The organism is Ornithinicoccus hortensis (genome assembly GCF_006716185.1).
In the GTDB taxonomy this organism is placed as follows: domain Bacteria; phylum Actinomycetota; class Actinomycetes; order Actinomycetales; family Dermatophilaceae; genus Ornithinicoccus; species Ornithinicoccus hortensis.
In genome coordinates this window covers 3731987-3758371 of record NZ_VFOP01000001.1, presented here as the reverse complement: position 1 = coordinate 3758371, position 26385 = coordinate 3731987, and the positions used below count along the sequence as shown (strand labels likewise).

Here is a 26385-nt window from a genome sequence, read left to right as displayed (position 1 = left end):
GCGGGGCAGGAAGGCGCTGATGTCGGAGCGGCGCGGGGGTTGGTGCGCAGGAGAGCAGGTACGCCGGGGGTCGATCCGGTATGCCGGGGTCAGGAGGTGGGTGGGAGGTCCCGGAGGAAGGGGTTCTGGGCACGCTCGCGACCCACGGTGGTGTGCGGGCCGTGGCCGGGGAAGACCACGACGTCGTCGGGGAGCGGGAGCACCGCCTGGGCCAGGCTCTGCTGCATCGTCGGGTGGTCGCCGCCGGTGAGGTCGGTGCGGCCGATCGAGCCGGCGAAGAGGAAGTCGCCGGTGAACCACACCTGGGAGAACTCTTCGGGCCCGTCGTAGTCCGCCCGGTAGGCCACCGTCCCCGGGGTGTGGCCCGGCACGTGGTCCACGGTCAGGGTCAGCCCGTCGATCTCGATCCGCGCACCGGCCACCGCGTCCCGCACCTGCTGCGGCTCGCGGAACTCCCCGACCTCGGTGAGGCCGAGCTGCGCGCGGAGCATGGCGGCGGACTCGGTGGAGATGGCCGCCATCGGGTCGCTGAGCAGGTGGCGGTCCGCGGGGTGGATCCACACCGGGACGGTATGGCGATCGGCCACCTCCTGCGCCTGCCACATGTGGTCGAAGTGCCCGTGGGTGACCAGCACCGCCCGGAGGGTCAGCCCGTGCTCGACCAGCATCGCCTCGATGCCGTCGGCGCTGTCCTGGCCGGGGTCGATGATGACGCACTCGCGGTCGCGGCCGGCGGCGACGGCGTAGCAGTTGGCGGCCAGCGGCCCGGCGGGGAAGGCGGAGATCAGCACCCGCCCAACCTAGCGGGCGCCCGGGGGCACGAGGTCCGGGGCATCGGCTCGCAAGACCTAGGGTTGAGCGGAATAGACTCAACTTTGGGGTAGTTGACGCAACCAGAGATTCGGACGAGTCTGCACACGAACGGAAGGGGACGGCATACCGATGGATCTGCAGTTGACCACGAAGGCACAGGAGGCCCTCTCGACCGCGGTGCGGGAAGCCGCGGCGGCCGGGCACGCGCAGGTCGAGCCCGCGCACCTGCTGCGGGCGCTCGCCCAGCAGGGGGACACCACGACGGGGCCGCTGCTCGACGCGGTCGGGAGCTCCGCGGCGAGCGCGACCCAGGCCGCGGACACCGCGCTGTCCGGTCTGCCGTCCGTGTCCGGGTCGACCGTCGGCACGCCGCAGCTCTCCCGCCAGACCCTGGCGGTGCTCACGGCCGCGCAGCAGGAGATGCAGTCGATGGGCGACACCTTCGTGTCGACCGACCACCTGCTGCTGGCGCTGGCGCGGACCGGGACGTTCGGGCTGGATGCCGAGGCGATCGCACAGCGGATCCCGGCCCTGCGGGGAGGTGCCGCCGTCGACTCCGCCGACCCCGAGGGCACCTATGACGCGCTGGGCAAGTACGGCAACGACCTGACCGAGGCCGCCCGCGAGGGAAGCCTGGACCCCGTCATCGGCCGCGACTCCGAGATCCGGCGGGTGGTGCAGGTGCTGTCCCGCCGGACCAAGAACAACCCGGTCCTGATCGGGGACCCCGGTGTCGGCAAGACCGCCGTCGTCGAGGGCCTGGCGCAGCGGATCGTCGCCGGTGACGTGCCGGAGTCGCTGCGCGACAAGCGGCTCATCTCCCTCGACCTGGGGGCGATGGTGGCCGGCGCGAAGTACCGCGGCGAGTTCGAGGAGCGGCTCAAGGCGGTGCTCGGGGAGATCAAGGCCAGCAACGGCCAGATCGTCACCTTCATCGACGAGCTGCACACCGTCGTCGGGGCCGGTGCCGCCGAGGGGTCGATGGACGCGGGCAACATGCTCAAGCCGCTGCTGGCCCGCGGGGAGCTCCGGATGGTCGGTGCCACGACGCTGGACGAGTACCGCGAGCACATCGAGAAGGACCCCGCCCTGGAGCGCCGCTTCCAGCAGGTCTTCGTGGGCGAGCCGAGCGTCGAGGACTCCGTGGCTATCCTGCGCGGGCTCAAGGAGCGTTACGAGGCGCACCACAAGGTGGCCATCGCCGACTCAGCGCTGGTCGCGGCCGCCTCGCTGTCCGACCGTTACATCACCGGCCGCAAGCTGCCGGACAAGGCGATCGACCTGGTCGACGAGGCCGCGTCCCGGCTGCGGATGGAGATCGACTCCTCGCCGGTGGAGATCGACGAGCTGCAGCGCGCCGTGGACCGGCTCCGGATGGAGGAGCTGCACCTGACCAAGGAGACCGACGACGCCTCTCGCGAGCGGCTCGCCCGGCTCCGGGCCGACCTGGCCGACAAGCAGGAGCAGCTGGCCGCGCTCAACGCCCGCTGGGAGGCGGAGAAGTCCGGCCTGAACCGGGTCGGTGAGCTCAAGGCCCGCCTGGACGAGCTGCGCACCCGCGCCGAGAAGCTGCAGCGCGAGGGCGACTACGAGTCGGCCTCCCGGCTGCTCTATGGCGAGATCCCGACCGCCGAGCAGGAGCTCGAGGCGGCCCAGGAGGCCGAGCGCAGCTCGGAGGACACCGAGGGCTCCGGTGACCCCATGGTCAAGGACGAGGTCGGGGCGGACGACATCGCCGAGGTCATCTCGGCCTGGACCGGCATCCCCGCCGGCCGGCTGCTGGAGGGGGAGACCGAGAAGCTGCTCCGGATGGAGGAGTTCCTCGGCCGGCGCCTGATCGGGCAGACCGAGGCGGTGCGCGCGGTGAGCGACGCGGTGCGGCGCTCGCGGGCGGGCATCTCCGACCCGGACCGGCCGACCGGGTCCTTCCTGTTCCTCGGCCCGACGGGCGTCGGGAAGACCGAGCTGGCCAAGGCGCTGGCCGACTTCCTGTTCGACGACGAGCGGGCGATGGTCCGCATCGACATGAGCGAGTACTCCGAGCGGCACGCGGTCGCCCGGTTGATCGGCGCGCCGCCCGGCTACGTGGGCTACGAGGAGGGCGGCCAGCTCACCGAGGCGGTCCGGCGACGGCCGTATTCCGTGGTGCTGCTGGACGAGGTGGAGAAGGCCCACCCGGAGACGTTCGACATCCTGCTGCAGGTGCTCGACGACGGCCGGCTCACCGACGGCCAGGGACGCACGGTCGACTTCCGCAACGTCATCCTGGTGATGACCTCCAACCTGGGCAGCCAGTTCCTGGTGGACCCGCTCTCGGACCGGGAGACCAAGCGGGAGCAGGTGATGGCCACGGTGCGCACCGCGTTCAAGCCCGAGTTCCTCAACCGGCTCGACGAGGTCGTCATCTTCGACGCGCTGACCAGGGACGAGCTGGCCACCATCGTGGGGCTGCAGGTGCAGCAGCTGGCCCGCCGGCTGGCCGACCGCCGGATCGAGCTGGAGGTCACCGACGCCGCGACCGCGTGGCTCGCCGACCGGGGCTACGACCCGGCCTACGGCGCCCGGCCGCTGCGCCGGCTGGTGCAGACCCAGATCGGCGACCGGCTGGCCAGGGCCCTGCTCGCCGGCGAGGTCCGCGACGGCCAGACGGTGTCCGTGGACCTCGACCCCGACGCAGACGAGCTGCGGCTGGCCTGACCTGCGCCACCGGGGACGGATCACGGCCCGCGCCGTGGTCCGTCCCGTCGGTGCCCTGACCTACCGTGACGGGGTGGACCGCAGGACCCAGGAGCTGCGCGAGGCGCACGACGTGCTCGCCGAGCTGTATGCCGAACGGCTGGCCGACGCGCTCGAGGAGATCCCGGAGGACCGGGCCGTCCTCGACCTGTTCTGCCGGCTGGTGCGCGACGCCGGACTCGGCACGACGGTCGGCGACATCGGCAGCGGGTCGGGCCGGCTCGCGCCCTACCTGGCAGACCAGGGCCTGCAGCCGCACGGAGTCGACCTGTCCGAGGAGATGGTGCGGGTCGCGCGACGGGACCATCCGGCATACCCCTTCGAGGTGGCCGACCTGCGCCGGCTGCCGTTCGACGACGCCTCGCTGGCCGGGGTCCTCGGGTGGTACTCGCTGATGTACCTGCCGCCGGAGGACGCGCCGCGGGCCTTCGCCGAGTTGGCCCGCGTGGTCCGGCCGGGTGGCTACCTGGCCACCGCCTTCAAGGTCGGCGACGACAGCCCGCGTCGGGGCGGCGGCACGCTCGACCTCGGCATCGCCTTCGACATCTACTGGCACTCCCCGCAGGAGATGGAGCGCCGGGTCACCGACGCCGGCTTCGAGGTGGTCTTCTGGGGCGGCCGCCCGGGCCGGGACGGCGAGCCGCAGCCGCAGGGTTACCTCGTCGCCCGCCGGGCCGGATAGGTTGAGTCCCGACAGGTCCGCCTCCAGGGAGGGAACGATGATGAGCAGCCTTCACACCGGCCGGGGACGCGGGCGAACCCTGGCCGCTGCTGTGTCGCTGGCGGCACTGCTGGGCAGCGCGGCGTGCAGCGGCGACGACGAGCCCGACACCGACGACCCGGTCGAGACGACCGAGGCGCCGACCCCGGAGGACCGGCTGGCCCAGGCCCGCGAGGTGCTCACGGACGCCGGGTCGGTCTCGCTGGAGATGACCGGCAGCAACCTGCCCGAGGACCTCGACAACTACATCATCAAGGCGGTCGGTTCGGGCACCATGGACCCGCCGGCGTTCGAGGGCACGATCACCGCCAACGTCTCGGGCATCCAGGCCGACGTCCCGACGATCGCCTTCGCCGGCGAGCTCCACGTCCAGCTGCCGTTCACGCCCGACTACATCACCACCAAGCCCGAGGACCTCAACGTCCCCGACCCGGCCAAGCTGTTCGACCCCGAGGAGGGGATCGTCAGCCTGCTGACCACAACCGAGGACGCCGCCTTCGGCGACCAGTCGCGGGAGGGCCGCGAGATCGTGCAGCAGGTCACCGGGACGCTGCCCGGCCAGGCGGTCGTCGACCTGCTCGGGGTCGGTGACGCCGAGGGCACCTTCGAGGTCACCTACGGCCTGGTCGAGGAGAGCTGGGAGGCCCGGACCGTCACCATCACCGGACCGTTCTACCCGCCGGCCGACTCGACCTACGCGCTGACGCTCGACGACTTCGGCACCCCGGTGACCATCGAGGCACCCTGACCCGGTGACCGACACCCCACCGGTGACCTCCGACCAACCGCGCGGCGCGCGGGCGCTGCTCGGCGTCGCCTCCACCGCGGTCGCGCTGGCCGCGGCCGACACGTATGTCGTGGTGTTGGCGCTGCCGGACATGATGGCCGGGGCGGGACTGGGCATCGAGTCCCTGCAGAAGGGCGCCCCGATCATCTCCGGCTTCCTGCTGGGGTACATCGCGGTGCTGCCGCTGATCGGCCGGCTCTCCGACCTGGTCGAACGCCGCCGGATCCTGCTGGCCTGCCTGCTCATCTTCGTGGTCGGCTCGGCCGTGACCGCGGCCGCCGTCGACCTGCCGGTGATGATCGGCGGGCGGGTACTTCAGGGACTCGGCGGGGGCGGGCTGGTGCCGGCCACCCTGGCGCTGGTCGCCGACCTGTGGCCGCCCGGCCGCCGCGGCACCCCGCTGGGGATCGTCGGGGCCGTCCAGGAATTGGGCTCGGTGCTCGGGCCCCTGCTCGGCGCGGCGATCCTGCTGGTGTCCAGCTGGCGGGGGATCTTCTGGCTCAACGTGGTGCTCGGCCTGCTCTTCTTCCTCGGGGTCTGGCTGGTCGGGCGGCTGATGCCGGCCGGCCAGCTGCAGCCGGTGCCCGAGGGGACCGTGCCGCGCTCCGCCGCAGGGCACTCGCGGGCCGTCTCGCTGCTGGCCGCGGTGCTGGCCCTGGCCGCGGCGGGACTGTGGACGCTCACCCTCTGGGCGCCGGACGCCCTGGTCACCTCGATCGAGTACGGCGAGCCGTTCATCCCGTTCGCGGAGGACTCCTCCTCGCGGGTGGCCACCCCGATCGGTGCCGCGGCCACGGTGGCGGTGCTCCTGCTCGCGGTCGTCACCGCCCGCCGCTGGCTCCCGGTGCTGCTGCGCGCCGACGTGCTCGGCGCCGCGTTCGTCGCCCTCGCGCTGGGCGCGCTGGTCCTCACCTTCTCCACCGCCGACCCGGAGAGCGAGGTGCTCGGGCCCTGGGGGTTGTGGCTGCTGCCGGTCGGTGCGGTCGCCCTGCTGGCCTTCTGGATCCGGCAGCGCACCGCGGCCAACCCGCTGATCCAGGCCGGGGTCGTCCGCGGCCGGGTGACGCCGGCCCTGGTGGTCAGCCTGCTGGTGGGGGCCGCGATCGTGGCGATCGTGGTCGACGTGCCGCTGTTGGCGCGCCTGTCGCCGGGCACCACCCAGACCGACGCCGCCTTCGAGCTGGTCCGCTTCCTGGTGGCGGTCCCCGTCGGGGCGGTCGCCGGCGGGGTGGCGCTGCGCCGCCTCGGCCCCGGGGTGGTGGCCGCCCCCGGGCTGCTGCTCGCCGGTATCTGCCTGTTCGTGATGGCCGGTTGGGACCGGACCTCCCTGGCCGACACGGTCCCCACCACCATCGTGCTGGTCCTGGCCGGCCTCGGGGTGGGGCTGGCGATCGCCCCGGTCAACGACGCCGCGCTCGCCGACGCGGTCGAGCACGCCCACGGCACGGTGAGCTCGCTGGTGGTCGTCGCCCGGATGGTCGGGATGGTCGTCGGGCTGGCGCTGCTCACCGCGGTCGGGCTGCGCCGGTTCCACGAAGCGGTGGCCGCGCTGCCCGACCCGGGCGACAGCAACGCGGTGCTGGACGCCGCCGTCGTCCAGGTGCACACCGTCTTCCTGGGTGCCGGGATCTGCTCGGTCGTCGCCGCCGCCGTGGCCGTGCTCCTGGGCTGGCACCGGGTCGCCAAGGTCGACCGGGAGAGCCAACTGGACTCGATCCGGTCCTGACCGATGACCGTGCCGCACCCCGCCCCCGAGCAGCCGACCCCCGCAGGGACCTGGCCCCGGCTCAGCGCCGCCACGGCCCACCTGGACACCCCGCTCGCCGCCCTGGGCCTGGCCGCGCTCGACCGCAACGCCGCCGACCTCACCGCCCGGGCCGCGGGCAAGCCGGTCCGGGTGGCCAGCAAGTCGGTCCGGGTCCGCGCGGTCCTGGAGCGGGTGCTCGCACTGCCCGGGTATGCCGGGGTGCTGGCCTACTCGCTGCCCGAGGCACTGTGGTTGGTCCGGGAGGGAGTGTCCGACGACGTGGTCGTCGCCTACCCGACGGTGGACCGGGCCGCCCTCCGGGACCTGGTGCACGACCCCCGGGCCGCCGCGGCGATCACCCTCGTCGTGGACGACCCCGCCCACCTCGACCTGGTCGACACCGTCGCAGCGCCGGGGGAGCGGGAGACGGTGCGGCTGTGCCTGGAGCTGGACGCCTCGCTGGCGCTGCCCGGTCTCTGGGTCGGGGTCCGCCGGTCCCCGCTGCGCACCGCCGACCGGGCCGGGGCGGCCGCGCGGGCCATCGCCGCGCGCCCCGGGTTCGCCCTGGTCGGGGTCATGTCCTACGAGGCGCAGCTGGCCGGGCTCGGCGACCGTCCACCCGCCGCGGCACCGCGGTCCGCCCGGGCCCGCGCGGTCGCCGTCCGCCGGCTGCAGGCACTCTCCTGGCGCGAGCTGCCCGGTCGCCGCGCCGAGGCGGTCGCCGCCGTCCGCGAGGTCGCGGACCTGGAGTTCGTCAACGCCGGGGGCACCGGGTCCCTGGAGCGCACCCGCACCGACCCCAGCGTCACCGAGGTCGCCGCGGGCAGCGGGCTGTTCGGGCCCGGCCTGTTCGACGGGTACGGGGCGTTCCAACCACGCCCGGCGGTGGCTTTCGCCCTCGACGTGGTCCGGACGCCGGCCCCGGGGATGGTGACCGTCGGCGGCGCCGGCTGGGTCGCCTCGGGGCCGCCCGGCCCGGACCGGTTGCCGACCATCGCCTGGCCGCCGGGGCTGGGCTACCTGGCCAACGAGGCCGCCGGTGAGGTGCAGACCCCGCTGACCGGCCCCGGCGCCGACCGGCTGCGGGTCGGCGACCGGGTCTGGTTCCGCCACGCCAAGGCCGGCGAGCTGTGCGAACGCGTCACCGAGCTGCACGTCGTCGAGGGCGACCGCGTCACGCAGGCCTGGCCGACCTACCGGGGAGAGGGGAAGACGTACGGATGAGCACCACCGCCACACTCCGGCCCGGGGCCGGCGCCACCTGGCGCACCTGGGGTCGCACCGAGACCGCCGAACCGGTGCGGGTGCTCGCCCCCACCACCGAGGACGAGGTGGTCGCCGCCGTCCGGGAGGCCGCCGACGAGGGGCTGCGGGTCAAGCCCGTCGGCGCCGGGCACAGCTTCAGCGCCATCGCCGTCGCCCCCGACCTCCAGCTCGACCTGGCCGGCCTCACCGGGCTGCGCCACGCCGACCCGACCACCGGCCGGGTGACGGTGGCGGCGGGCACCCGGCTGCACGACATACCCGGGCTGCTCGCCCCGCACCGGCTGGCCATGCCGAACCTCGGCGACATCGACGCGCAGTCGGTCAGCGGCGCCGTGTCCACCGGCACGCACGGGACCGGCCTGGGCTTCGGCGGGCTGGCGACCCAGGTGGTCGGCCTGCGGCTGGTCGACGGGCGCGGGGACGTGGTGGTGATCGACGCCGAGCACCGGCCGGATCTCCTGCCGGCGGCCGCGCTCGGCCTCGGAGCGCTCGGCGTGATCACCGAGATCACCCTGCAGTGCGTCCCTGAGTTCCTGCTGGACGCGGTCGAGGCGCCCGAGCCGGTCGACGCGGTCCTGGCGCAGTGGATGGAGCGGGTCCGCACGCGCGACCACGTGGAGTTCTACTGGTTCCCGCACACCGGCACCGCGCTGACCAAGACGAACACCCGCCTCCCCGCCGACCGGCCCCGCCGACCGCTGCCCGGGTGGCGGCGCCGGCTCGACGACGACCTGGTCGCCAACGGGCTGTTCGGCCTCACCTGCGGCCTGGCCACCCGGGTGCCTGCCGTCGCGCCGCTGGTCAACCGGGTGGCCGACCGGGTCACCGGGCACCGGTCCTTCCGCGACCTGTCTCCGGCCGTGTTCACCACCCGCCGGGCGGTGCGGTTCCGGGAGATGGAGTATGCCGTGCCGGTCGCCGCGCTCCCGGAGGTCGCCCGGGAGGTGATGGCCCTGATCGAGCGCCGCCGGTGGCGGATCTCCTTCCCGCTGGAGTTCCGCGCGGCCGCCGCCGACGACCGGTGGCTCTCCACGGCATACGGGCGGGACAGCGGCTACGTCGCGGTGCACCGCTACTGGCGGGACCGCGACGACGACTACTTCCCCGAGGTCGAGGCGCTGCTGCAGGCCCACGACGGCCGTCCCCACTGGGGCAAGATGCACGGCCGGACCGCCGCCGACCTGGCCCCGGCATACCCCCGGTTCGGCGACTTCCTGGCGGTGCGGGACGACCTGGACCCCGACCGGGTGTTCGCCAACGACTACCTGGAGCGGGTGCTGGGCGGCTGACCGGGCGGCAGCCTCGCGCCGAGTGCACGCCTCGTGCACGGTCCTGGCCGCAAATGCGCGAAAACCGCGTCCACTCGGCGCCGTGGCGCGGCGGCCGGTAAACCCCTTGTCCGGGGGCGGCCGTCAGCCGGACACTGACGGCATGGACCTGTCCGTGCGCACCGTGCCGCCGCCCCGGGGCGGGGAGGCGACGTCCCCGCTGGTCGCGGCATTCGCCGAGGTCTACCGGCGGCACTGCGTGGCGACCTTCGGTGACGACGACCTGGCCGACTCCGCCGAGGTGACCGCTACGGCGTATGCCGAGCAGACCTACCGACGCAAGCTGCTGGTCGTGGCGCTGGACGGGGAGCGCGTCGTGGGCGGCGCCTCCTTCGGGATGCCGCTGAAGGACAACACCACCCTCGCCGAGGGGGACTTCGCGGTCGACCCCGACGCGGACCCCGGCACGGTCCTGCCCGCGGTCTGGGAGCAGGTGCGGGCCGAGGTCGTCGCGGCCGGGCGTCGGACCGCCCAGGTGTGGATGTCCCACCCGCTCGGTGGCGACGGTGAGCTCCTCGTGCCGCGGACCGGTGCCGGGCGGCTGCCGCGGGACAAGGTGGCCGGCACGCTCCTGGAGCTGGGCTTCGAGCTCGAGCAGGTGGAGCGGCACAGCGTCCTGGACGTCGCGGCGGCCCTCCCGCGGGCAGCCACCGAGGCCGCGCGGGCGCGCGAGGTGGCCGGATCGGCATACGAGGTGTTGAGTTGGGTGGGGCCGACCCCCGAGGACCTGCGGGCCGGGATGGCCGACCTGATGGCCCGGATGAGCACCGACGTGCCGTCCGGGGACCTCGAGCTGGAGCCGGAGGAGTGGGACGCGGAGCGGGTGGCCACGGGGGACCGGGTCGCGGCAGCGCTGGGGCGACGCAAGGTCACCAGCATCGCCCGCGAGGTCGCGACCGGGCAGCCGGTGGCCTACACCGAGTTCGTCCAGCCGGGCGACAAGCCGCAGGTCGCCTACCAGGAGGACACGCTGGTCCACGCGGGGCACCGGGGTCACCGGCTCGGGATGCTGGTCAAGGCGGCCAACCTGGCCGTGCTCGCCCGGGAGCTGCCCGACGTGGCGCGGGTGCACACCTGGAACGCCACGGAGAACGCGCACATGCTGGCGATCAACCACGCCCTCGGGTTCACCGACCGCAGCGCCGAGGGCGGGTGGCAGCTGACCGGGCTGTGAGGCAGGATCGGGGTCATGACTGCGCAACTGCACCTGGCCGGGGACACCGCGGCCGACCGGCTGCTGGCCGACAACCCTTTCGCCGTGCTGGTCGGCATGCTGCTGGACCAGCAGATCCCGATGGAGGTGGCCTTCTCCGGGCCGCGCAAGCTGGAGGAGCGGCTGGGTGCGGTCGACCCGGGCCAGATCGCGGCGATGGACCCGGACGACTTCATCGCCGTCTGCGCCACGCCGCCGGCCGTGCACCGCTTCCCCAAGTCGATGGGCCAGCGGATCCACGACCTGGCCGCCGAGGTGGCCGGCACCTATGGAGGGGACGCCGCGGCGATCTGGACCGAGGGGGACCCGGACGGCCGCGAGGTCCTCAAGCGGCTGAAGGCGCTGCCCGGCTTCGGTGACCAGAAGGCGCGCATCTTCCTGGCCCTGCTCGGCAAGCAGTTCGAGCTGCCCGCCGCGGGCTGGCGCGAGGCCGCCGGCGACTACGGCAAGGACGGGGTGACGATGTCCATCGCCGACGTCGTCGACGAGGCCTCGCTCAAGGCGGTGCGGGCCTACAAGCAGGAGAAGAAGGCCGCGGCGAAAGCCGCCAAGGGCTGAGCCGCCTCGTGGCCGGACCCGGCGGGGTCCCGTGGCCACCCCACGGGTAGCGTCCACCGGATGAGTTCGGTGTGGCGGGCCCCCGGGGTGTCGGCGCTCCTCGGGGCGACCGTCCTGGGCTTCGCCGGGTATGCCGCGCTCATGCCGGTCGCGCCGCTGTGGGCGGTGCACGGGGGCGCCGGTGAGGGCGGGGCGGGCCTGGTCAACGGCGTGCTGATGCTGTTCACCGTGCTCACCCAGCCGTTCGTGCCGGGCTCCCTGCGCCGGTTTGGCTGGGGCCCGGTGCTGGTCGCCGGCATGGTGCTGATGGGGGTGCCGTCACTGCTCTTCATGCTCGGCGACGGGCTGGGCACGATCCTGGTGCTCTCTGCGATCCGGGGACTCGGCTTCGGGGTGCTCACGGTGACCGGGAGCGCGGCCGTGGCCGAGCTGGTCCCGGCGGCCCAGCGGGGCCGGGCTGTCGGCGCCTACGGCCTGGCCATTGCCGGGGCGCAGGTGGTCCTGCTGCCCGCCGCCCCGTGGGTGGCCGAGACGCTGGGTTACTGGGTGGTCTTCGTCGTCGGGGCGCTGCCCCTGCTGGGGGTGTTCCCGGCCTGGCGGCTGGCGCACGTGCTGCGGCAGGCCCCCGAGGCCGAGGACACCGGCGAGCCCGTGCCGTGGCTCGCGCTGCTACGCCCCATGGCGCTGCTGCTGGGGGTCACCCTGGCCGGCGGCGCGCTCCTGACCTTCACGGCGCAGATGAGCTCGAGCGCGTCGCTGACCCTCGTGGGCCTGATGGTGATGAACGTCAGTGCCGCCCTCACCCGGTGGCGGGTCGGTGCGCTCGCCGACCGGTTCGGCGCCCAGCCCTTCATCTGGCCGCTGGTCCTGACCACGGTCGCTGGGATGAGCGTGGTGGCCTGGGCGGTCCGGGACCCGTTGGCCACGGCCGCGGCAGCCCTGCTGGTCGGCCTGTTCCTCGTCGGTCTCGCCTACGGCGCGCTGCAGAACCTCACCCTGGTGGTGACCTTCGAGGCGGTGTCCCGGCGGCACTACGGGCAGGCGAGCGCGGTGTGGAACATCGGGTTCGACGCCGGCACCGGGCTGGGGTCGGTGCTCGTGGGGATGGTCGCTGCGGGCACGTCCTTCAGCACGGCGCTGCTCGTGGCGGCGGCCTTCTCGCTGGCGACCCTGCCGCTGGCGCTGCTCAGGCCCGCAGGTCGACGATGACCGGTGCGTGGTCCGAGGCGCCCTTGCCCTTGCGCTCCTCCCGGTCGATCTCGGCGTGCTCGACCCGCTCCGCCAGGGCGGGGGTGGCGAGCGCGAAGTCGATCCGCATCCCCTGCCGCTTGGGGAACCGCAGCTGGGTGTAGTCCCAGTAGGTGTAGGTGCCCGGTCCGGGCGTGTGCGGCCGGACCACGTCGGTGTAGCCGGCGTCGAGGACGGCCTGGAAGGCCGCCCGCTCCGGCGGGCTGACGTGGCTCTTGTCGAGGTAGTACTCCATCGACCAGACGTCCTCGTCCTGCGGCGCGATGTTCCAGTCGCCCATCAGCGCGACCTGGGCCTGCGGGTCCTCCTCCAGCCAGCCGTGGGCGGCGTCCCGCAGCCGGGCCAGCCAGTCCAGCTTGTAAACCATGTGGGGGTCGTCCAGGCCGCGCCCGTTCGGGACGTAGAGCGAGACGATCCGGACCCCACGGCATACGGCCGACAGCGCGCGGGCCTCCGCCGCGACCGGCTCACCCCACCCCGGCATCCCGGCGAAGCCCACCTGCACGTCCTCCAGCCCCACCCGGGAGACGACGGCCACGCCGTTCCACTGGTTGTGGCCCACGTGGGCGACCTCGTAGCCCAGCGCCTCGAACGGCAGGTGCGGGAACTGGTCGTCCCGGCACTTGGTCTCCTGGATCGCGAGCACGTCGACGTCGTGGCGCTCCAGGAAGGCGGTCACCCGGTCGACGCGGGCGCGGATGCTGTTGACGTTCCAGGTAGCGATGCGCACCTGCCCAACCCTAGGAGGCGGCCCCGACACGTAGGCTGCCGGGCATGGCAACCGCACTGATCACCGGGGCGTCCGCCGGCCTGGGTGCCGAGTTCGCCCGGCAGCTGGCCGACCGCGGCCACGACCTGGTCCTCGTCGCGCGGGGTCGGGACCGGCTGGAGGCGATGGCGACGGAACTGGGCGCCGCGCACGGCATCGACGTCGAGGTGCTGCCGGCCGACCTGGCCGACCGGGCGCAGCTGCAGCGGGTCGCCGACCGGCTCTCCGACGGGGCCCGCCCGGTCGACCTGCTCGTCAACAACGCGGGGTTCGGGCAGGAGCGCGGCTTCCTCTCCGGCGACGTCGCCGAGGAGGAGCTCGCGCTCGACGTGATGGTGCGGGCGGTGCTGGTGCTCAGCCACGCCGCCGGACGCAGTATGCGGGGTCGCGGCCACGGCGCGATCGTGAACGTGTCGTCGGTGGCCGGGTTCGTCGTGATGGGCACCTACTCGGCGCTCAAGTCGTGGGTCACCGTCTTCTCCGAGGCGCTGGCCACCGAGCTGTCCGGCACCGGCGTCACGGTCACCGCCGTGTGCCCCGGCTACACGCACACCGAGTTCCACGACCGGGCCAAGATGGACATGTCGGCGCTGCCCGAGATGCTGTGGTTGCAGGCTCGAGACGTCGTCGCGCAAGGCCTGGCCGACGCCGCCGCCGGGAAGGTGGTCTCCGTGCCGTCCTGGCAGTACCGGCTGGTCACGGGCGGGGTCCGGGTCCTGCCGCGCCGTGCCGTGCGGGGTGTCTCGGGGATGATCGCCCGGCGGCGCCGCACCGTGGACCGCTCCGGGTGATCGCCGGGTGACGTCCGGACCACAGGCGCTCCGGCGGCGGGTCCGCCGGACCCACCTGGCTGCCCTGGTGGTCGCCGTCCTGGTCGTGGCCGGGGTCCTGTCGGGCCAGTTCTGGCGGAACGAGCACGCCACCTACCCGCTCTACCAGGTGACCGTGGTGCGGGAGTCCGACGGCGGGCTGGTGGCGCTGCCGCGGGAGCGGTGGGAGGCCGAGCGGGCCGACCTGATCGGCTCCTCCAGGGTGCTGCCACCCCCGGGCTCGGCGAGCGACGAGGCGGTGTCCCTGGGGCTCGGGACGGGGACGGCCCGGGCCACCGCGGACTGGCTCTGGTTGAGGCGCGGTGACCTGCCGGGGGAGGGCACGGCATACGAGGAGATGGCGCGGCGCGCCCTGCTGGACCTGCGCGCGCTGACCGGCCCGGAGGGTGCCGAGCCTGGTGCGGTCCTGGCCGCGGGCTCGCGGGGGTGGGACTACGTGTGGCCCAGGGACGCCGCGTTCGTCGCGGTCGCCTACGCGCGGACGGGGCACCGGCAGGAGTCGCTCGACGTGCTGCAGTTCGTGCAGCGACAGCAGGCTGCGGACGGCAGCATGCACGCGCGCTACCTGCCGGACGGGTCGGGTCCGGTGCCGGACGGCCGCGGACTGCAGGAGGACGGGCCGGGCTGGAGCCTGTGGGCGGCGCGGGAGGTGCTGGAGGCCGAGGCGCCCGCGACCCGCCGCTCGGTGGCGACCACCCTGACGCCGCTGGTCACCCGCTCGACCGCGCGGATCCTGGGGCAGCTCGACCCCGTGACGGGGCTGCCGCTGCCCTCGCCGGACTATTGGGAGGTGCCGGAGCGGCGTCTGACGCTGGGCATCGCGGCCACCTCGCTGGCCGGGCTGGAGGCGGCCGCCGAGCTGGACGCGGCGGGCCTGATCGATCCGGCCGCCTGGGCCGAGGTCGGCGTCGACCCCTCGTCTCTGGACCGGCGGGCGGCCGACCTGCGGGTCGCGGTCGAGGCGGCGTTCGGGCCGGAGTTCCCGCGGCACGCCGGCGGTCGTCCCGACGCCGCCGTGACGTTCCTGTTGCCGCCGTTCACCCGCTGTCCGCTCCCCGGGGCCGATGCGGCGCGGCTGGCCGCCCTGCCGGAGATGGAGCGTCCCGCCGGCGGCGTCGCGCCCGGTGCCGGGTGGCGGCGGGACGGGATCTCCTGGACCCCGCAGACGGCGCTCCAGGCGCTGGCCTCGGCGGCCACCGGTGACCGCGCCTCCGCCCTGGCCTGGCTGGACTGGCTCGACGCACACCGCACCGAGGCGGGCTCGCTGCCGGAGAAGGTGCTCTTCGACGGCCAGCCCGCCGCCGTCGCGCCCCTGGCCTGGACCTCCGCGCTGGTGCTCATCAGCCTCGACGAGCTGGCCTCTCCGTCGGCTACCCCGCGACCGGACGCGTCATGTGGCGGTCCCGGACCCCGACCGAGCGCGTGACCGGGCGGTTCCTGACCCTGACCGGACGCGTGGTCGGGCGGTTCCTGACCCTGACCGAACGCGTCGGCTGGCGGTCCGCCGGATACTCGACGTAGGTCGAGGCCTGCTCGTCGACCGTTGACGCGTTCGGTGGAGTGGGACGCCGACCGATGGCGCATCTGGTGGGGGTGGGACGCCGACCGGTGACGCGTCTGGTGGGGGTGGAACGCCGCCAGGTCGCGCGTCCGGTCGGTTTAGGGAGTGGTGGCGCGGGCGAAGGTGAGGGACTCGCCGCGGGCGCCGCCCATCCAGATGTCCTGGCAGGCGGCGGCCAGCTCGTCCAGGCCCTCGGTGATCGTGGCGAAGACGTTGCCGGGGACCCAGCCCTGGTCGCCGTTGATCAGCAGGTTGTTGCGGCCGTAGAAGACCGCCAGGTCGATGATCGCTCCCTGCTGGCGGTGCTCCTCCTCCGTCTCGTACCCGTAGGCCGGGTTGCCGAGGTCGTCGCCGGAGAAGGTGAACCAGCAGACGTCACCGGGGATCGGGGTGACCGTGGTGTTCTCCCGGCCCGGGTCCCGGGGGCTGAACGTCTCGAGCAGGGTGTAGATCTCGTTGCGGGCGTACTTGCCGTGGTAGACCTGCCCGCCCAGCGGCAGCGCGTCCCAGACCGCGGCGCAGGTGCGGGGTGCGGCGTCGTCGAGCAGCCGGGCGCGCGCGGTGACGCCCCGGGACTCCAACCCGATGGTGATGAACCGGCTCATGCTTCCTCCGTCGTGGGGTGGGGTGGGTGCACCAGCGGCGGCACCCGCCGGTGCCAGTCGGTGCGCTCCTGGTAGGCCTGCCCGGCGCGCAGCACCAGGGCGTCGGCGTGCCGCGGGCCCACCACCTGCAGGCCCACCGGACGCCCGTCGCCGGTGAACCCGCAGGGGAGGCTGAGCGCGGGCTGCTGGGTCATGTTGAACGGGTAGGTGTAGGGCGTCCACGAGGTCCACAGGTCGGAGGGCCACCCGTCGGGGGCGGGCTGACCGACCGGGAAGGCCGGGATCGGCATCGTCGGGGTGAGCAGCAGGTCCCACTCCTCGTGGAAGGCGCCCATCCGCACGCCGAGGTCCATCCGGACCGCCGTGGCGTCGAGGTAGTCGGAGGCGCTGGCCCCCAGCCCGTGCCGGCGGATCGCGTCGGCCAGGCCCGGGTCGATCTGCTCCAGCGCGTCCGGCCCGTAGTGCTCGACGACCTTGGCCGCGCCGGTGAACCACAGCACGTGGAAGGCGTCGACCGGGTCCTGCACCCCCGGGTCGACCTGCTCCACGCGCGCCCCGGCCTCGGCCAGCACCTGCACGGCGGCGGTCACGGCGGCCTCGACCTCCGGGTCGTTGGTGCCGTAGCCGAGGGTGGGGGAGTAGGCGATCCGCAGCCCGGCGACGCCGTCGTCCAGCCCGTCGACATACGACCGCGTCGGCGTGGCCAGCGCGTGCCAGTCCCGGCTGTCCGGGAGGGTGAGCAGGTCCATCAGCAGCGCGGCGTCGCGCACGGAGCGGGTCATCGGGCCGGCGTGCGAGAGCGTGCCGTAGGGGCTCGGCGGGAAGATCGGGATCTGCCCGAAGGTCGGCTTGAGCGCGACCGTCCCGGTGAACGCCGCCGGGATCCGCACCGAGCCCCCGCCGTCGGTGCCCACCGACCAGGGCCCCATCCCGAGCCCGACCGCCGCCGCCGAACCGCCGCTGGACCCGCCGGCCGTCAGCCCCGGGTCCCACGGGTTGCCGGTGGCGCCGTGCCGGATCGAGTCGGTGACCCCCTTCCACCCGAACTCCGGGGTCGTGGTCTTGCCGAACAGCACCGCCCCGCCCTCGCGCAGCCGGGCCGTCGCGGGGGAGTCGACGTCCCACGGTCCCGTGTCGGGGATCAGGGTGCTGGCGCGCAGGGTGGGCCAGCCCTTGGTCAGCAGCAGGTCCTTCAGCGCCGTCGGTATGCCGTCAGCCGGGCCGAGTGGTCTGCCCTCCGCCCAGCGGGTGGTCGACTCGCGCGCCGCGGCCAGGGCGGCCTCCTCGTCCACGAAGAGCATCGCGTTGACCGGGCCGTTGCGCTCGGCGACCGCGGCGAGCGCCGCCTCGGTGGCCTCGACCGGGGTGAAGCGGCCCTGCTCGTAACCTTGCGCCAGCTCGGTCGCGGTGAGCATCGACAGGTCGGTGTCACTCATCGGACGCCTCCCTCCTTGTGCACGTAGCCACGCTCCTTGTCGACGACGTTGGCCAGCGGCGCACCGTCCACCCAGCGCCGGGCGTTGTCCACGAACTGGCGGGCCAGGGTGTCCCGCCAGCCCAGGACGTCGCCGGACATGTGGGCGGTCACCACCACGCCGGGGGCGTCCCACAGCGGTGACTCCGGGGGCAGCGGCTCGGTGGTGAAGACGTCCAGCGTGGCGCCGTCCAGCTCGCCCGCGCGCAGCGCCGCCACCAGGTCGTCCTCGACGACCGTGGGTCCGCGGCCGATGTTCACCAGGTGGGCGTGGGCGGGCAGCGCGGCCAGCACCGCGGCGTCGATCAGGCCCGCCGTGGCGGGGGTGAGCGGCGCGGCGTTGATCAGGTAGTCGACCCCGCCTACGTGGGCGGCGAGCTCGGCGCTGTCCACCACCGCACCGAAGTCGGGGTCGCCGTCGCGGGCCCGGCTGCCGGCGCCGCCGACCCGCACGCCCACGGCGGTGAGCAGCCGGGCGATCTCCCGGCCGATGCCGCCGGTGCCGACCACGAGGGCCCGCGACCCCTGGACGCTGCGGGTCTCGCGGTGCTTCCAGGTGCGTTCCCGCTGCAGGTCGTGGCTCTCGTGGACCAGCTTGGCGTGGGCCAGGACCGCGCCCAGGACGTACTCGGCGATCGGCCGGTCGAAGGTGCCGTGGGCGTTGGTCACCATCACGTCGGAGGTGCGCAGGTCGTCGAACAGCAGGGTGTCCACCCCCGCGGCGGCGACGTGGATCCAGCGCAACCGGTCGCGCGCCCCCCAGGCGTCGCGCAGCGCGGTGGAGAAGAAGTCCCACAGGAACAGCCCGTCGGCCCCGGGCAGGGCCTGCGCGAGCCCGGCCGCGTCGGTCAGCCGGAAGTCGATGCGGTCGGCCAGCTCGTCGAGGAACGGCGGTGCGTCGTCGGTCTGGGCGCAGAGGACGGCCACCACGGGCCGGGGCTGGGTCACCAAAGTCACGGTAGGAAGCGAGTGTCTTATTGTCAACAATCGACGTGGTGAGGCACCATGCAGCATGACCACTCATCGTCTGAGCGCCACCTCGACCGCGGGTCCCGCGGTCGGTGTCGTGGTGCCCTACGACTTCGCGCTGGACCGGGAGCTCTGGCGCTGGGTGCCCAAGGGCGCCAACCTGATGATCACCCGCACGCCGTATGCCGCGGTGCCGGTCACCGTGGACCAGGCCGTGCTGGTCTCCGACCACGACATGGTGGCCGCCTGCACCCGGGAACTGCTGGTTCCCGAGCCGAGGGTGGTGGCCTACGGCTGCACCTCCGGCAGCTTCGTCGGCGGGCTCGAGGGGGAGCGCTCCCTCGTCGAGGCCATGCTGGGGGCCGGCGCGCCCGCCGCCGTGACCACCAGCGGCGCCCTCGTCGAGGCGCTGCGTCACCTCGGCATCCGGCGGTTGGCGGTCGCCACGCCGTATGACGAGGCGATCACGCTGCGCCTCGAGGCGTTCCTGGCCGAGGCCGGCATCGAGGTGACCGGGGTGTCCTCGTTCGGCCTGTCCGGTCAGATCTGGCGGGTGCCCTACGAGGAGACGGTGGCCCTGGTCCGGGCCGCCGCGGTCAACTCCTGCGACGCGGTCTTCGTCTCCTGCACCAACCTGATGTGCTACGACCTGATCGCGCCGATGGAGGCCGAGCTGGGGGTGCCGGTGCTCACCGCGAACCAGGTCACCATGTGGGCCGCCATGGCCCGGATGGGGCTGCGGGCCAAGGGCCCCGGGCAGTCACTGCTGGGCGGGCGGCGCCGGCGGGCGCGGAGCGTGGCACCGGTCGTCGGCGAGATGGACGGCCATGGCTGACGGCGGCGTCCTCGTCGAGTGGGAGAACATCGAGTCCCGTCCCTTCCCGGTCCGGGAGTACCGCGACCGGCTCGCCCGCGTGCAGGAGTCGATGGCCCGGCGGGAGATCTCCTCCCTGGTGGTGGCCGACCCGGCCAACCTCTACTACCTGACCGGCTACAACGCCTGGTCGTTCTACACGCCGCAGTGCCTGATCGTGCCGGCGACCGGGGAGCCGCAGCTGTTCATGCGGGCGATGGACGCCCAGGGCGCGCACTACACTGCATACCTGTCGACCGACCTGATCCACGGCTACCCGGAGGAGCTGGTGCACCGCCCCGACGTGCACCCGTTCGACTGGATCGCGGAGAAGGCGCTGGAGGTCGGGGTGCTGGAGGACGCTCGCGGCAGCCGGGTCGCGGCGGAGACGGACGCGCACTTTTTCTCCGCGCGCAGCTACCTGGCGCTGCGCGACCGGCTGCAGCACGCCGAACTGGTCGACAGCCTCGAGCTGGTCAACTGGGTCCGGATCGTGAAGTCGCCGCTGGAGCAGGACAAGATGCGGGTGGCCGGGGAGATCGCGCAGACGGTCATGCAGATCGCGCTGGACAACGTGGAGCCGGGCCGGCGGCAGTGCGACGTGGTCGCCCACATCCAGTACGCCCAGGCGCTGGGCGCCCGCAAGCTCGGTGGCGACTACCCGGCGATCGTGCCGATGCTGCCGACCGGGGAGACCGCCGGCACCCCGCACCTGACCTGGAGCGACCTGCCGCTGCGCAAGGGCGAAGCGACGACCATCGAGCTGGCCGGCGTCTACCACCGCTACCACGTGCCGCTGGCCCGCACGGTGAGCCTGGGCAAGCCGCCCAAGGAGCTGCGCCGCTGCGCCGGGGCGGTCACCGAGGGGCTCCACGCGGCCCTGGACATGCTCCGCCCGGGCTCGACCGGCCGCCAGGTCCAGGCGGCGTTCGCCGACACCATCGCCCGTTACGGCTACGTCAAGGAGTCCCGGGTCGGTTACTCGATCGGCATCGGCTACCCGCCGGACTGGGGCGAGCGCACGATCAGCCTGCGCGCCGAGGACCTGACGCTCATCCAGCCCGGGATGGCCTTCCACGTCATCCTGGGGATGTGGATGGACGGCTGGGGCTACGAGCTGTCCGAGCCGGTCCTGGTCGGCGAGGACGGCCCGGAGCGGCTGGCCCCGCTCCCGCAGGAACTGGTCGTGAAGAAGAAGTGAGCACACTGCATACCGACGAAGACACCGCAACGAGAGGCACCCCGATGAGCACCCAGCCCACCCTCCCCCTGGCGAGCCGCACGGCGGACCTGGTCGGGTCGGTGATCGACTCCAGCACCTCGCTCCTGGCGAGCCAGACCCACGACATCGTGCGGTTCGCGATGGGCAGCCCGGCCCCCGAGGCGATCCCGACCGAGGCGCTGGCCGAGGTGGGCAGGCAGGCCCTGGGGGTCGGGGCCTCGGACGCCTACGACTACGCGGCCACCGAGGGCGACCCGCCGCTGCGCGAGGCGCTGCTGGAGACGCTCGAGGGCACCAGCGACGCCACGACGCCCGAGCGGCTCACCATCACCGCGGGTGGCATGCAGGGCCTGGACCTGGGCTTCAAGCTGTTCGTCGACCCGGGCGACCTGGTGGCGGTGGAGTCCCCGACCTACACCAACGGCAGCGCCACCGCGCTGTCCTACCAGGCGCAGCTGCTCGAGGTGCCGGTCGACCACGAGGGCATGGTCGTGGAGCACCTGCGCGAGGAGGCGGCCCGCACCGGGCGGCGCCCGAAGGTGATCTACACGATCCCCACCTTCCAGAACCCCTCCGGGGCGACCATGTCGCTGGCCCGCCGCCGTGAGCTGCTCGAGCTCGCGCAGGAGTGGGGCAGCATGGTCATCGACGACGACCCCTACGGGATGCTGCGCTTCGCGGGGGAGGAGCTGCCGACGCTGCACGAGCTGGCCGCCGGCAGCCCGCTGGTCTTCTCGGTGCGCACCTTCTCCAAGATCATCGCCCCCGGCTTGCGGGTCGGCTGGGTCGATGCCGACCCCGGCCTGGGGCAGCTGCTGATCAACGCCAAGCAGGCGATGGACACCTGCACCAACCTGCCGATGCAGCGCCTGGTCGCCGGCTTCCTGCGCGGTGGCTACCTGCAGGAGCACCTGGCCACCCAGCGGGTGCAGTACCGCAAGCGCAAGGAGGCCATGCAGGAGGCGCTCACCGAGCACTTCGGGGACATCGCCCGGTGGACCGACCCCGAGGGCGGCTTCTTCCTGTGGGTGACCTTCGAGCCGGCGATCGACACCGAGGCGCTGTTCAAGATCGCGCTCGCCGAGGGGGTGGCCTACATCCCGGGCAACGCCTTCTCCGCCGAGGGCCGCTTCCCGGACGCCCTGCGGCTCTGCTTCGCCTCGACGCCGCCGGACCGGATCCGCGAGGGTGTGCGCCGGCTGCGGGCGGCCGTCGACCGGCAACGTGCCGAGGGCTGAGGTGGCCGGCCCCACCCCGCGGGAGCAGGAGGTCCTGGACCTCATCGACCCCGCAGACCTGGTCGCGCTGACCCGGGCGCTGGTCCGCGTGCCGGGCACCAACCCGCCGGGGGAGGAGCAGGGCCGGGCCGAGCTGCTGGCCTCCGTATGCCGGGAGCGCGGCTTCTCCGTCGACGTCACCGAGGTGGCGCCCGGCCGGCCGAACGTCAGCGCCGTCCTGCCCGGTGGGGACGGCTCCGGCCTGCTGCTGCTAGGGCACACCGACGTCGTCCCGCTGGGCGAGGGGTGGACCGTCGACCCGTTCGGCGGCGAGCTGCGGGACGGGCGCGTCTACGGCCGCGGGTCGACCGACATGCTCGGGGGACTGGCCGCGTCCGTGGTGGCCATGGACGCCTTGCGCCGGGCGGGCGTCGCCCTCGCCGGGCCGCTGGAACTGGCCGCGGTCGTCGACGAGGAGATGATGGGTCTGGGGATCCGGGACTACGTGCGGGACCCGGGTCGGCTCCGGCTGGCCGGGTGCATCGTCGCCGAACCCACCGACCTGCAACTGATCATCGCCGCCCGCGGGGCCTCCTACGTCGAGGTGGAGATCGAGGGGGTCGCGGCGCACGCCGGCAACCCCGACGACGGCCGCAACGCCATCTACGGCGCGGCCGCGGTCGTCACCGAGCTGGAGCGGTGGCACCACGAGCTCGCGGCCGATGCGCACCCGCTGGTGGGCCCGGCGACCTGGAACGTCGGCGTCGTCACGGGCGGCAGCGGCGGCTCGACGGTGCCCGCCCGCTGCCACATCGCGGCCGACCGGAGGCTGCTGCCGGAGGAGGACCCCGCCGAGGTGCTCGCCGCGATCCGGGCGCGGCTCGACCTGCTGGACCTGCCCGCCCGCGGCCTGGGGATCGAGGTCACCATGCCGATGGACATGCCCGGCTTCGAGACCTCCGCCGACCACCCGTTGGTGCGGGCGGCCGACTCGGCGCTGGCCACCGCCGGCGGCCCGGGGCTGCCGCTCGCCGGGTGGACGGCGGCCTGCGACGGCGGCTTCCTGGCCCGCGACGCCGGGGTGCCGGTCGTGGTGCTGGGCCCCGGCTCGGTCGCGGACCAGGCGCACCGCCCGGACGAGTCGGTCGGGGTCGACGAACTGCTCGTGGCCGCCCGGGCCTATGCGCTCGCGGCGCTGCGGCTGCTCGGCCCGTGACGACCGTGCCGACTCCGCTGCCTGCGACGCTGGCGCCACAGGTGCCCCCGCTGCTCCACGTCTGGGCGCCGCCACTGGTAGACGCTGCGGGGCACTGGTGGCATGTCCGGACATGCCACCAGTGCCCCAAACCGTCTACCAGTCGTGATCGGACGGTCCACCAGCCACGATCCGAGCCGCGATCACGCCTCGCTAGGTTAGTATTGTCGACAATCTCCGGAAGGGAAGGCGCCCGATGACCACGGTGGGACTGCTGTATCCCGGCCACAGCGCCGAGGACGATTTCCCGGCGCTCCAGGCCCGTCTCGGGGACCGCATCCGGCTGCCCCTCGTGCACACCTCGGTCGGGGAGGACGCGCACCGGGTGGACGCGCTGCTCGACCTGGGGGGTCACGACCGGTTGGTCGAGGGCGCCCGGGAACTGACCAGCGCGCACCGGCCGGACGCGGTCATGTGGGCCTGCACGTCCGGGTCATTTGTCTTCGGCTGGGACGGCGCGCGGGAGCAGGTGGACCGTCTCGCACAGGCCACCGGGCTGCCCACGTCGTCGACCTCGATCGCGTTCGTGAACGCGGCCCACGACCTGGGGCTGCGCCGCGTGGCGGTGGCCGCCTCCTACCCGCAGGATGTCGCGGAGCACTTCGTGAGCTTCCTACAGCGCGGTGGGATCGAGGTGCTCTCGATGGGCAGCCACGGCATCGTCACCGCCGCCGAGGTCGGGACCCTGGGTCGCGAGCAGGTCGCAGCCATCGTCGCCGGGGCGGACCGGGAGGGCGCCGACGCGGTGCTGGTCCCGGACACCGCGATGCACACGCTGGCCTGGCTGGACCACCTGGAGGAGGTCGCCGGGATGCCGGTGCTCACCGCCAACCAGGTGACGGTCTGGGAGGGCCTGCGGTTGACCGGTCGCGGGGTCCCGGACGACCTCACCGGCCTAGGCACCCTGTTCCGCCCCCGGGTGGCCCGGTGAACGGGGACGACGGCGCCACGACGGTGCTCGCGCCGCTGGTCCAGCAGTCGACCCCGAGCCGGATCGCGACCCGGGTCCGGGAGGCCATCGCCCGGGGCGACTTCCCGCCCGGTGCCCAGCTGCACGAGGCCGAGCTGGCCCGCCAGCTCGGGGTGAGCCGCGGCCCGTTGCGCGAGGGCCTGCAGCGTCTCACCCAGGAGGGCCTGCTCACCTCGATCCGCAACCGCGGCCTGTTCGTGGTCGACCTCACCCCGGAGAACGTGCGGGACATGTACCTCGCCCGGGAGGCCATCGAGCGGTGCGCCGCGGGGGTGCTGGTCCGGTCCGACCCCGCCGACCGGTCCGCGGCCGCCGACGCCCTGGAGGGTGCGGTCGAGGCGATGACCGAGTCCACCGAGGCCGGGGACTCCCACGGCGTGGCCGAGGCCGACATCGCCTTCCACGTGCTGCTCGTCGAACTCACCGAGAGCGAGCGGCTGCGACGGATCCACCAGACCCAGGCGGCGGAGGCCCGGATCTGCATCCATGCACTGGGCAGCACCTACGAGAACGACAAGGTGCGGGTGCGCGAGCACCAGGCCATCGCCCGGGCGCTGCGCGACGGCGACGCCGACCTGCTGGACGAGCTCATCGTCAAGCACATGGCCGACGCGGTCAGCGAGCTGGTCGGGATGAGCGAGGAGGCGCTCGCCGCCGAGGACCCGGACACCGAGGGCTGACCAGCCCGCGCGCAGGCCCGGACCGCGACGGGGTCAGTCGGCCAGCGCGATCCCGATGTACTTGGTCTCCAGGAACTCCTCGATCCCGACCGACCCGCCCTCGCGGCCCAGCCCGGACTCCTTCATCCCGCCGAACGGGGCGTAGGGGTTGGACACCACACCCTGGTTCAGCCCGACCATGCCGCTCTCGATCGCCTCGGCCATCCGCAGCGCCCGGCGCAGGTCGTTGGTGAAGACATACGAGACGAGCCCGTATGGCGTGTCGTTGGCCAGCGCGACCGCCTCCTCCTCCGTGGTGAAGGGGGTGAGCGGGGCGACCGGTCCGAAGATCTCCTCCGCCGACATCCGGGCATCCCTCGGGACGCCGGTCAGTACCGTCGGGCGGTAGAAGTAGCCGGGGCCCTCGACCGGGTCCCCGCCGGTGAGCACGGTCGCACCCCGGTCCACGGCGTCGGACACCAGGGTGCGGACCTTGCCCAGGCCGGCCTCGTCGATGAGCGGCCCGACGTCGGTCCCGTCCTCCGCCCCGTCGCCGACGGTGAGCGCGCCCATCTTCGCGGCGAGCTTGGCGCCGAACTCCTCGATGACCGACTCGTGCACGTAGATCCGGTTGGCCGCCGTGCAGGCCTCGCCCATGTTGCGCATCTTGGCCGCCATCGCCCCGGCGACCGCCTCGTCCAGGTCGGCGTCCTCGAACACCACGAACGGGGCGTTGCCGCCCAGCTCCATGGAGGTGCGCAGCACCTTGTCGGCGCACTGCTCGAGCAGGATCTTGCCGACCCGGGTCGAGCCGGTGAAGGAGAGCTTGCGGGCCAGCCCCGAGCGGATCAGCGGCTCCATGGTGCCGCCGGAGTCGGTGGCGGCGACGCAGTTGACCACGCCGTCGGGGAGCCCGGCCTCCCGCAGGATGTCCACGAAGGCCAGCATCGACAGCGGCGTCTGGTGCGCCGGCTTGATCACGCTGGTGCAGCCGGCCGCGATGGCCGGGCCGATCTTGCGGGTGCCCATCGCCATCGGGAAGTTCCAGGGGGTGATCAGCAGGCACGGCCCGACCGGTTGCTTGGCGACCAGGAAGCGGGCGTTGCCCTGCGGTGCGGACTGGTAGCCGCCGTCGATCCGCAGCGCCTCGCCGGCGAAGTGGCGCAGGAACTCCGCGGCGTAGCTGATCTCACCGCGCGCCTCGGCCAACGGCTTGCCCATCTCGGTGGTCATCAGCAGCGCCAGGTCCTCGATCCGCTCGTGGAGCAGCCGGAACGCGGTCATCAGGATCTCGTGGCGCTGCATCGCGGTCGTCCTCGCGAACGCCGGCTGGGCGGCGACCGCGGCGTCCAGCGCGCGGCGGGCGTCCTCCGGCGTGGCGTCGGCGACCTGGCAGATCTCCTCCCCGGTCGCGGGGTTCAGCACGGCGAAGGTGGCGCCGCCGGAGGCGTCGGACCATTCGCCGCCGATGAACAACTGCTTGGGCACGTCCTGGACGACAGACCGGGTGGAATCCTTCACGGCGCACTACTCCTCAAAGACGTTGCAGTGGGTTACGCTCTGATTGTCGACAATCTACCAAAA

At 73.6% G+C, this 26385-nt stretch carries 23 protein-coding genes; 17 read left to right on the top strand and 6 right to left on the bottom strand.

The window, feature by feature from the left end; all coding sequences use genetic code 11:
* Positions 1-89: 89 nt before the first annotated feature.
* Complete coding sequence (locus FB467_RS17535; protein ID WP_141786238.1) at positions 90-791, bottom strand: MBL fold metallo-hydrolase; 702 nt, start codon at positions 789-791, stop codon at positions 90-92.
* Positions 792-942: 151 nt separating this feature from the next.
* Between FB467_RS17535 and clpB the strand changes: the two genes are divergently transcribed.
* The 9 genes from clpB to FB467_RS17490 all read left to right on the top strand — a co-directional run bounded on the left by clpB (position 943) and on the right by FB467_RS17490 (position 12378).
* Positions 943-3510, top strand: a complete 2568-nt coding sequence (gene clpB / locus FB467_RS17530) for an ATP-dependent chaperone ClpB (RefSeq protein ID WP_141786237.1) — start codon at positions 943-945, stop codon at positions 3508-3510.
* A 73-nt stretch (positions 3511-3583) separates the two neighbouring features.
* Positions 3584-4231, top strand: coding sequence for a class I SAM-dependent methyltransferase (locus FB467_RS17525; protein ID WP_141786236.1), 648 nt, complete (start codon positions 3584-3586; stop codon positions 4229-4231).
* Between the two features lie 40 nt (positions 4232-4271).
* Complete coding sequence (locus FB467_RS17520; RefSeq protein WP_170230818.1) at positions 4272-5018, top strand: LppX_LprAFG lipoprotein; 747 nt, start codon at positions 4272-4274, stop codon at positions 5016-5018.
* 4 nt (positions 5019-5022) lie between these two features.
* Positions 5023-6783, top strand: a complete 1761-nt coding sequence (locus FB467_RS17515; RefSeq protein ID WP_228393433.1) for an MFS transporter — start codon at positions 5023-5025, stop codon at positions 6781-6783.
* A 3-nt stretch (positions 6784-6786) separates the two neighbouring features.
* Complete coding sequence (locus tag FB467_RS17510) at positions 6787-8028, top strand: alanine racemase (protein ID WP_141786234.1); 1242 nt, start codon at positions 6787-6789, stop codon at positions 8026-8028.
* Positions 8025-9359, top strand: a complete 1335-nt coding sequence (locus FB467_RS17505) for a D-arabinono-1,4-lactone oxidase (protein ID WP_141786233.1) — start codon at positions 8025-8027, stop codon at positions 9357-9359. Before FB467_RS17510 ends, FB467_RS17505 begins: the two co-directional genes overlap by 4 nt.
* Positions 9360-9501: 142 nt before the next feature.
* Positions 9502-10572 (top strand): GNAT family N-acetyltransferase, encoded by a 1071-nt coding sequence (locus FB467_RS17500; protein ID WP_141786232.1) that lies wholly within the window; start codon positions 9502-9504, stop codon positions 10570-10572.
* A 15-nt stretch (positions 10573-10587) separates the two neighbouring features.
* Positions 10588-11169 carry an HhH-GPD-type base excision DNA repair protein gene (locus tag FB467_RS17495; RefSeq protein WP_141786231.1) on the top strand — a complete coding sequence of 194 codons (582 nt, stop codon included), beginning with the start codon at positions 10588-10590 and terminating at the stop codon, positions 11167-11169.
* A gap of 60 nt (positions 11170-11229) precedes the next feature.
* Entirely contained in the window at positions 11230-12378 is a 1149-nt protein-coding gene (locus tag FB467_RS17490; RefSeq protein WP_141786230.1) for an MFS transporter, read from the top strand.
* On the opposite strand, the gene FB467_RS17485 is transcribed toward FB467_RS17490, so the two are convergent.
* Entirely contained in the window at positions 12356-13147 is a 792-nt protein-coding gene (locus FB467_RS17485) for an exodeoxyribonuclease III (protein ID WP_141786229.1), read from the bottom strand. The two genes, FB467_RS17490 and FB467_RS17485, sit on opposite strands and share 23 nt — an antisense overlap.
* 44 nt (positions 13148-13191) lie before the next feature.
* On the opposite strand from FB467_RS17485, the gene FB467_RS17480 reads away from it, so the two are divergent.
* Together FB467_RS17480 and FB467_RS17475 are read left to right on the top strand one after the other, a co-directional pair.
* Positions 13192-13977 carry an SDR family NAD(P)-dependent oxidoreductase gene (locus FB467_RS17480; RefSeq protein WP_141786228.1) on the top strand — a complete coding sequence of 262 codons (786 nt, stop codon included), beginning with the start codon at positions 13192-13194 and terminating at the stop codon, positions 13975-13977.
* A 7-nt stretch (positions 13978-13984) separates the two neighbouring features.
* Complete coding sequence (locus tag FB467_RS17475) at positions 13985-15442, top strand: glycoside hydrolase family 15 protein (protein WP_141786227.1); 1458 nt, start codon at positions 13985-13987, stop codon at positions 15440-15442.
* A gap of 233 nt (positions 15443-15675) precedes the next feature.
* Here FB467_RS17475 and FB467_RS17470 read toward each other — a convergent pair whose 3' ends face one another.
* Genes FB467_RS17470 through FB467_RS17460 form a run of 3 tightly spaced genes read right to left on the bottom strand, consistent with a single transcriptional unit; the run spans position 15676 to position 18604 of the window.
* A complete protein-coding gene (locus FB467_RS17470) occupies positions 15676-16182 on the bottom strand; it encodes a DUF3830 family protein (RefSeq protein WP_141786226.1) in 507 nt (168 codons plus the stop codon).
* Positions 16179-17618: an amidase gene (locus FB467_RS17465; RefSeq protein WP_211350637.1), complete on the bottom strand. Its 1440-nt coding sequence runs from the start codon at positions 17616-17618 to the stop codon at positions 16179-16181. Before FB467_RS17465 ends, FB467_RS17470 begins: the two co-directional genes overlap by 4 nt.
* Entirely contained in the window at positions 17615-18604 is a 990-nt protein-coding gene (locus tag FB467_RS17460; RefSeq protein WP_228393333.1) for a D-2-hydroxyacid dehydrogenase, read from the bottom strand. Before FB467_RS17460 ends, FB467_RS17465 begins: the two co-directional genes overlap by 4 nt.
* A 64-nt stretch (positions 18605-18668) precedes the next feature.
* On the opposite strand from FB467_RS17460, the gene FB467_RS17455 reads away from it, so the two are divergent.
* The 6 genes from FB467_RS17455 to FB467_RS17430 all read left to right on the top strand — a co-directional run bounded on the left by FB467_RS17455 (position 18669) and on the right by FB467_RS17430 (position 24822).
* Positions 18669-19460, top strand: coding sequence for a maleate cis-trans isomerase family protein (locus FB467_RS17455; RefSeq protein ID WP_170230817.1), 792 nt, complete (start codon positions 18669-18671; stop codon positions 19458-19460).
* Entirely contained in the window at positions 19453-20679 is a 1227-nt protein-coding gene (locus FB467_RS17450) for a M24 family metallopeptidase (RefSeq protein WP_141786224.1), read from the top strand. The genes FB467_RS17455 and FB467_RS17450 overlap by 8 nt, the downstream gene beginning before the upstream one ends.
* A 44-nt stretch (positions 20680-20723) precedes the next feature.
* Complete coding sequence (locus FB467_RS17445; RefSeq protein WP_141786223.1) at positions 20724-21938, top strand: aminotransferase-like domain-containing protein; 1215 nt, start codon at positions 20724-20726, stop codon at positions 21936-21938.
* The gene (locus FB467_RS17440) at positions 21925-23133 is read left to right on the top strand and encodes a M20 family metallopeptidase (protein ID WP_228393332.1); all 1209 of its coding nucleotides are present in this window, start codon (positions 21925-21927) and stop codon (positions 23131-23133) included. Before FB467_RS17445 ends, FB467_RS17440 begins: the two co-directional genes overlap by 14 nt.
* Positions 23134-23368: 235 nt before the next feature.
* Positions 23369-24103 (top strand): maleate cis-trans isomerase family protein, encoded by a 735-nt coding sequence (locus FB467_RS17435; RefSeq protein WP_141786222.1) that lies wholly within the window; start codon positions 23369-23371, stop codon positions 24101-24103.
* Positions 24100-24822 carry a GntR family transcriptional regulator gene (locus FB467_RS17430; protein ID WP_194288342.1) on the top strand — a complete coding sequence of 241 codons (723 nt, stop codon included), beginning with the start codon at positions 24100-24102 and terminating at the stop codon, positions 24820-24822. Before FB467_RS17435 ends, FB467_RS17430 begins: the two co-directional genes overlap by 4 nt.
* Before the next feature lie 33 nt (positions 24823-24855).
* Here FB467_RS17430 and FB467_RS17425 read toward each other — a convergent pair whose 3' ends face one another.
* On the bottom strand, positions 24856-26322 hold the full coding sequence (locus FB467_RS17425) for an NAD-dependent succinate-semialdehyde dehydrogenase (protein WP_141786221.1): 1467 nt from the start codon (positions 26320-26322) through the stop codon (positions 24856-24858).
* Positions 26323-26385: the final 63 nt, after the last annotated feature.

Coding starts and splice junctions, on each gene's coding strand:
- FB467_RS17455 (WP_170230817.1), top strand. CDS start 18,669: ATGACCACTCATCGTCTGAGCGCCACCTCGACCGCGGGTCCCGCGGTC.
- FB467_RS17505 (WP_141786233.1), top strand. CDS start 8,025: ATGAGCACCACCGCCACACTCCGGCCCGGGGCCGGCGCCACCTGGCGC.
- FB467_RS17500 (WP_141786232.1), top strand. CDS start 9,502: ATGGACCTGTCCGTGCGCACCGTGCCGCCGCCCCGGGGCGGGGAGGCG.
- clpB (WP_141786237.1), top strand. CDS start 943: ATGGATCTGCAGTTGACCACGAAGGCACAGGAGGCCCTCTCGACCGCG.
- FB467_RS17445 (WP_141786223.1), top strand. CDS start 20,724: ATGAGCACCCAGCCCACCCTCCCCCTGGCGAGCCGCACGGCGGACCTG.
- FB467_RS17465 (WP_211350637.1), bottom strand. CDS start 17,618: ATGAGTGACACCGACCTGTCGATGCTCACCGCGACCGAGCTGGCGCAA.
- FB467_RS17470 (WP_141786226.1), bottom strand. CDS start 16,182: ATGAGCCGGTTCATCACCATCGGGTTGGAGTCCCGGGGCGTCACCGCG.
- FB467_RS17495 (WP_141786231.1), top strand. CDS start 10,588: ATGACTGCGCAACTGCACCTGGCCGGGGACACCGCGGCCGACCGGCTG.
- FB467_RS17480 (WP_141786228.1), top strand. CDS start 13,192: ATGGCAACCGCACTGATCACCGGGGCGTCCGCCGGCCTGGGTGCCGAG.
- FB467_RS17435 (WP_141786222.1), top strand. CDS start 23,369: ATGACCACGGTGGGACTGCTGTATCCCGGCCACAGCGCCGAGGACGAT.
- FB467_RS17450 (WP_141786224.1), top strand. CDS start 19,453: ATGGCTGACGGCGGCGTCCTCGTCGAGTGGGAGAACATCGAGTCCCGT.
- FB467_RS17490 (WP_141786230.1), top strand. CDS start 11,230: ATGAGTTCGGTGTGGCGGGCCCCCGGGGTGTCGGCGCTCCTCGGGGCG.
- FB467_RS17520 (WP_170230818.1), top strand. CDS start 4,272: ATGAGCAGCCTTCACACCGGCCGGGGACGCGGGCGAACCCTGGCCGCT.
- FB467_RS17510 (WP_141786234.1), top strand. CDS start 6,787: ATGACCGTGCCGCACCCCGCCCCCGAGCAGCCGACCCCCGCAGGGACC.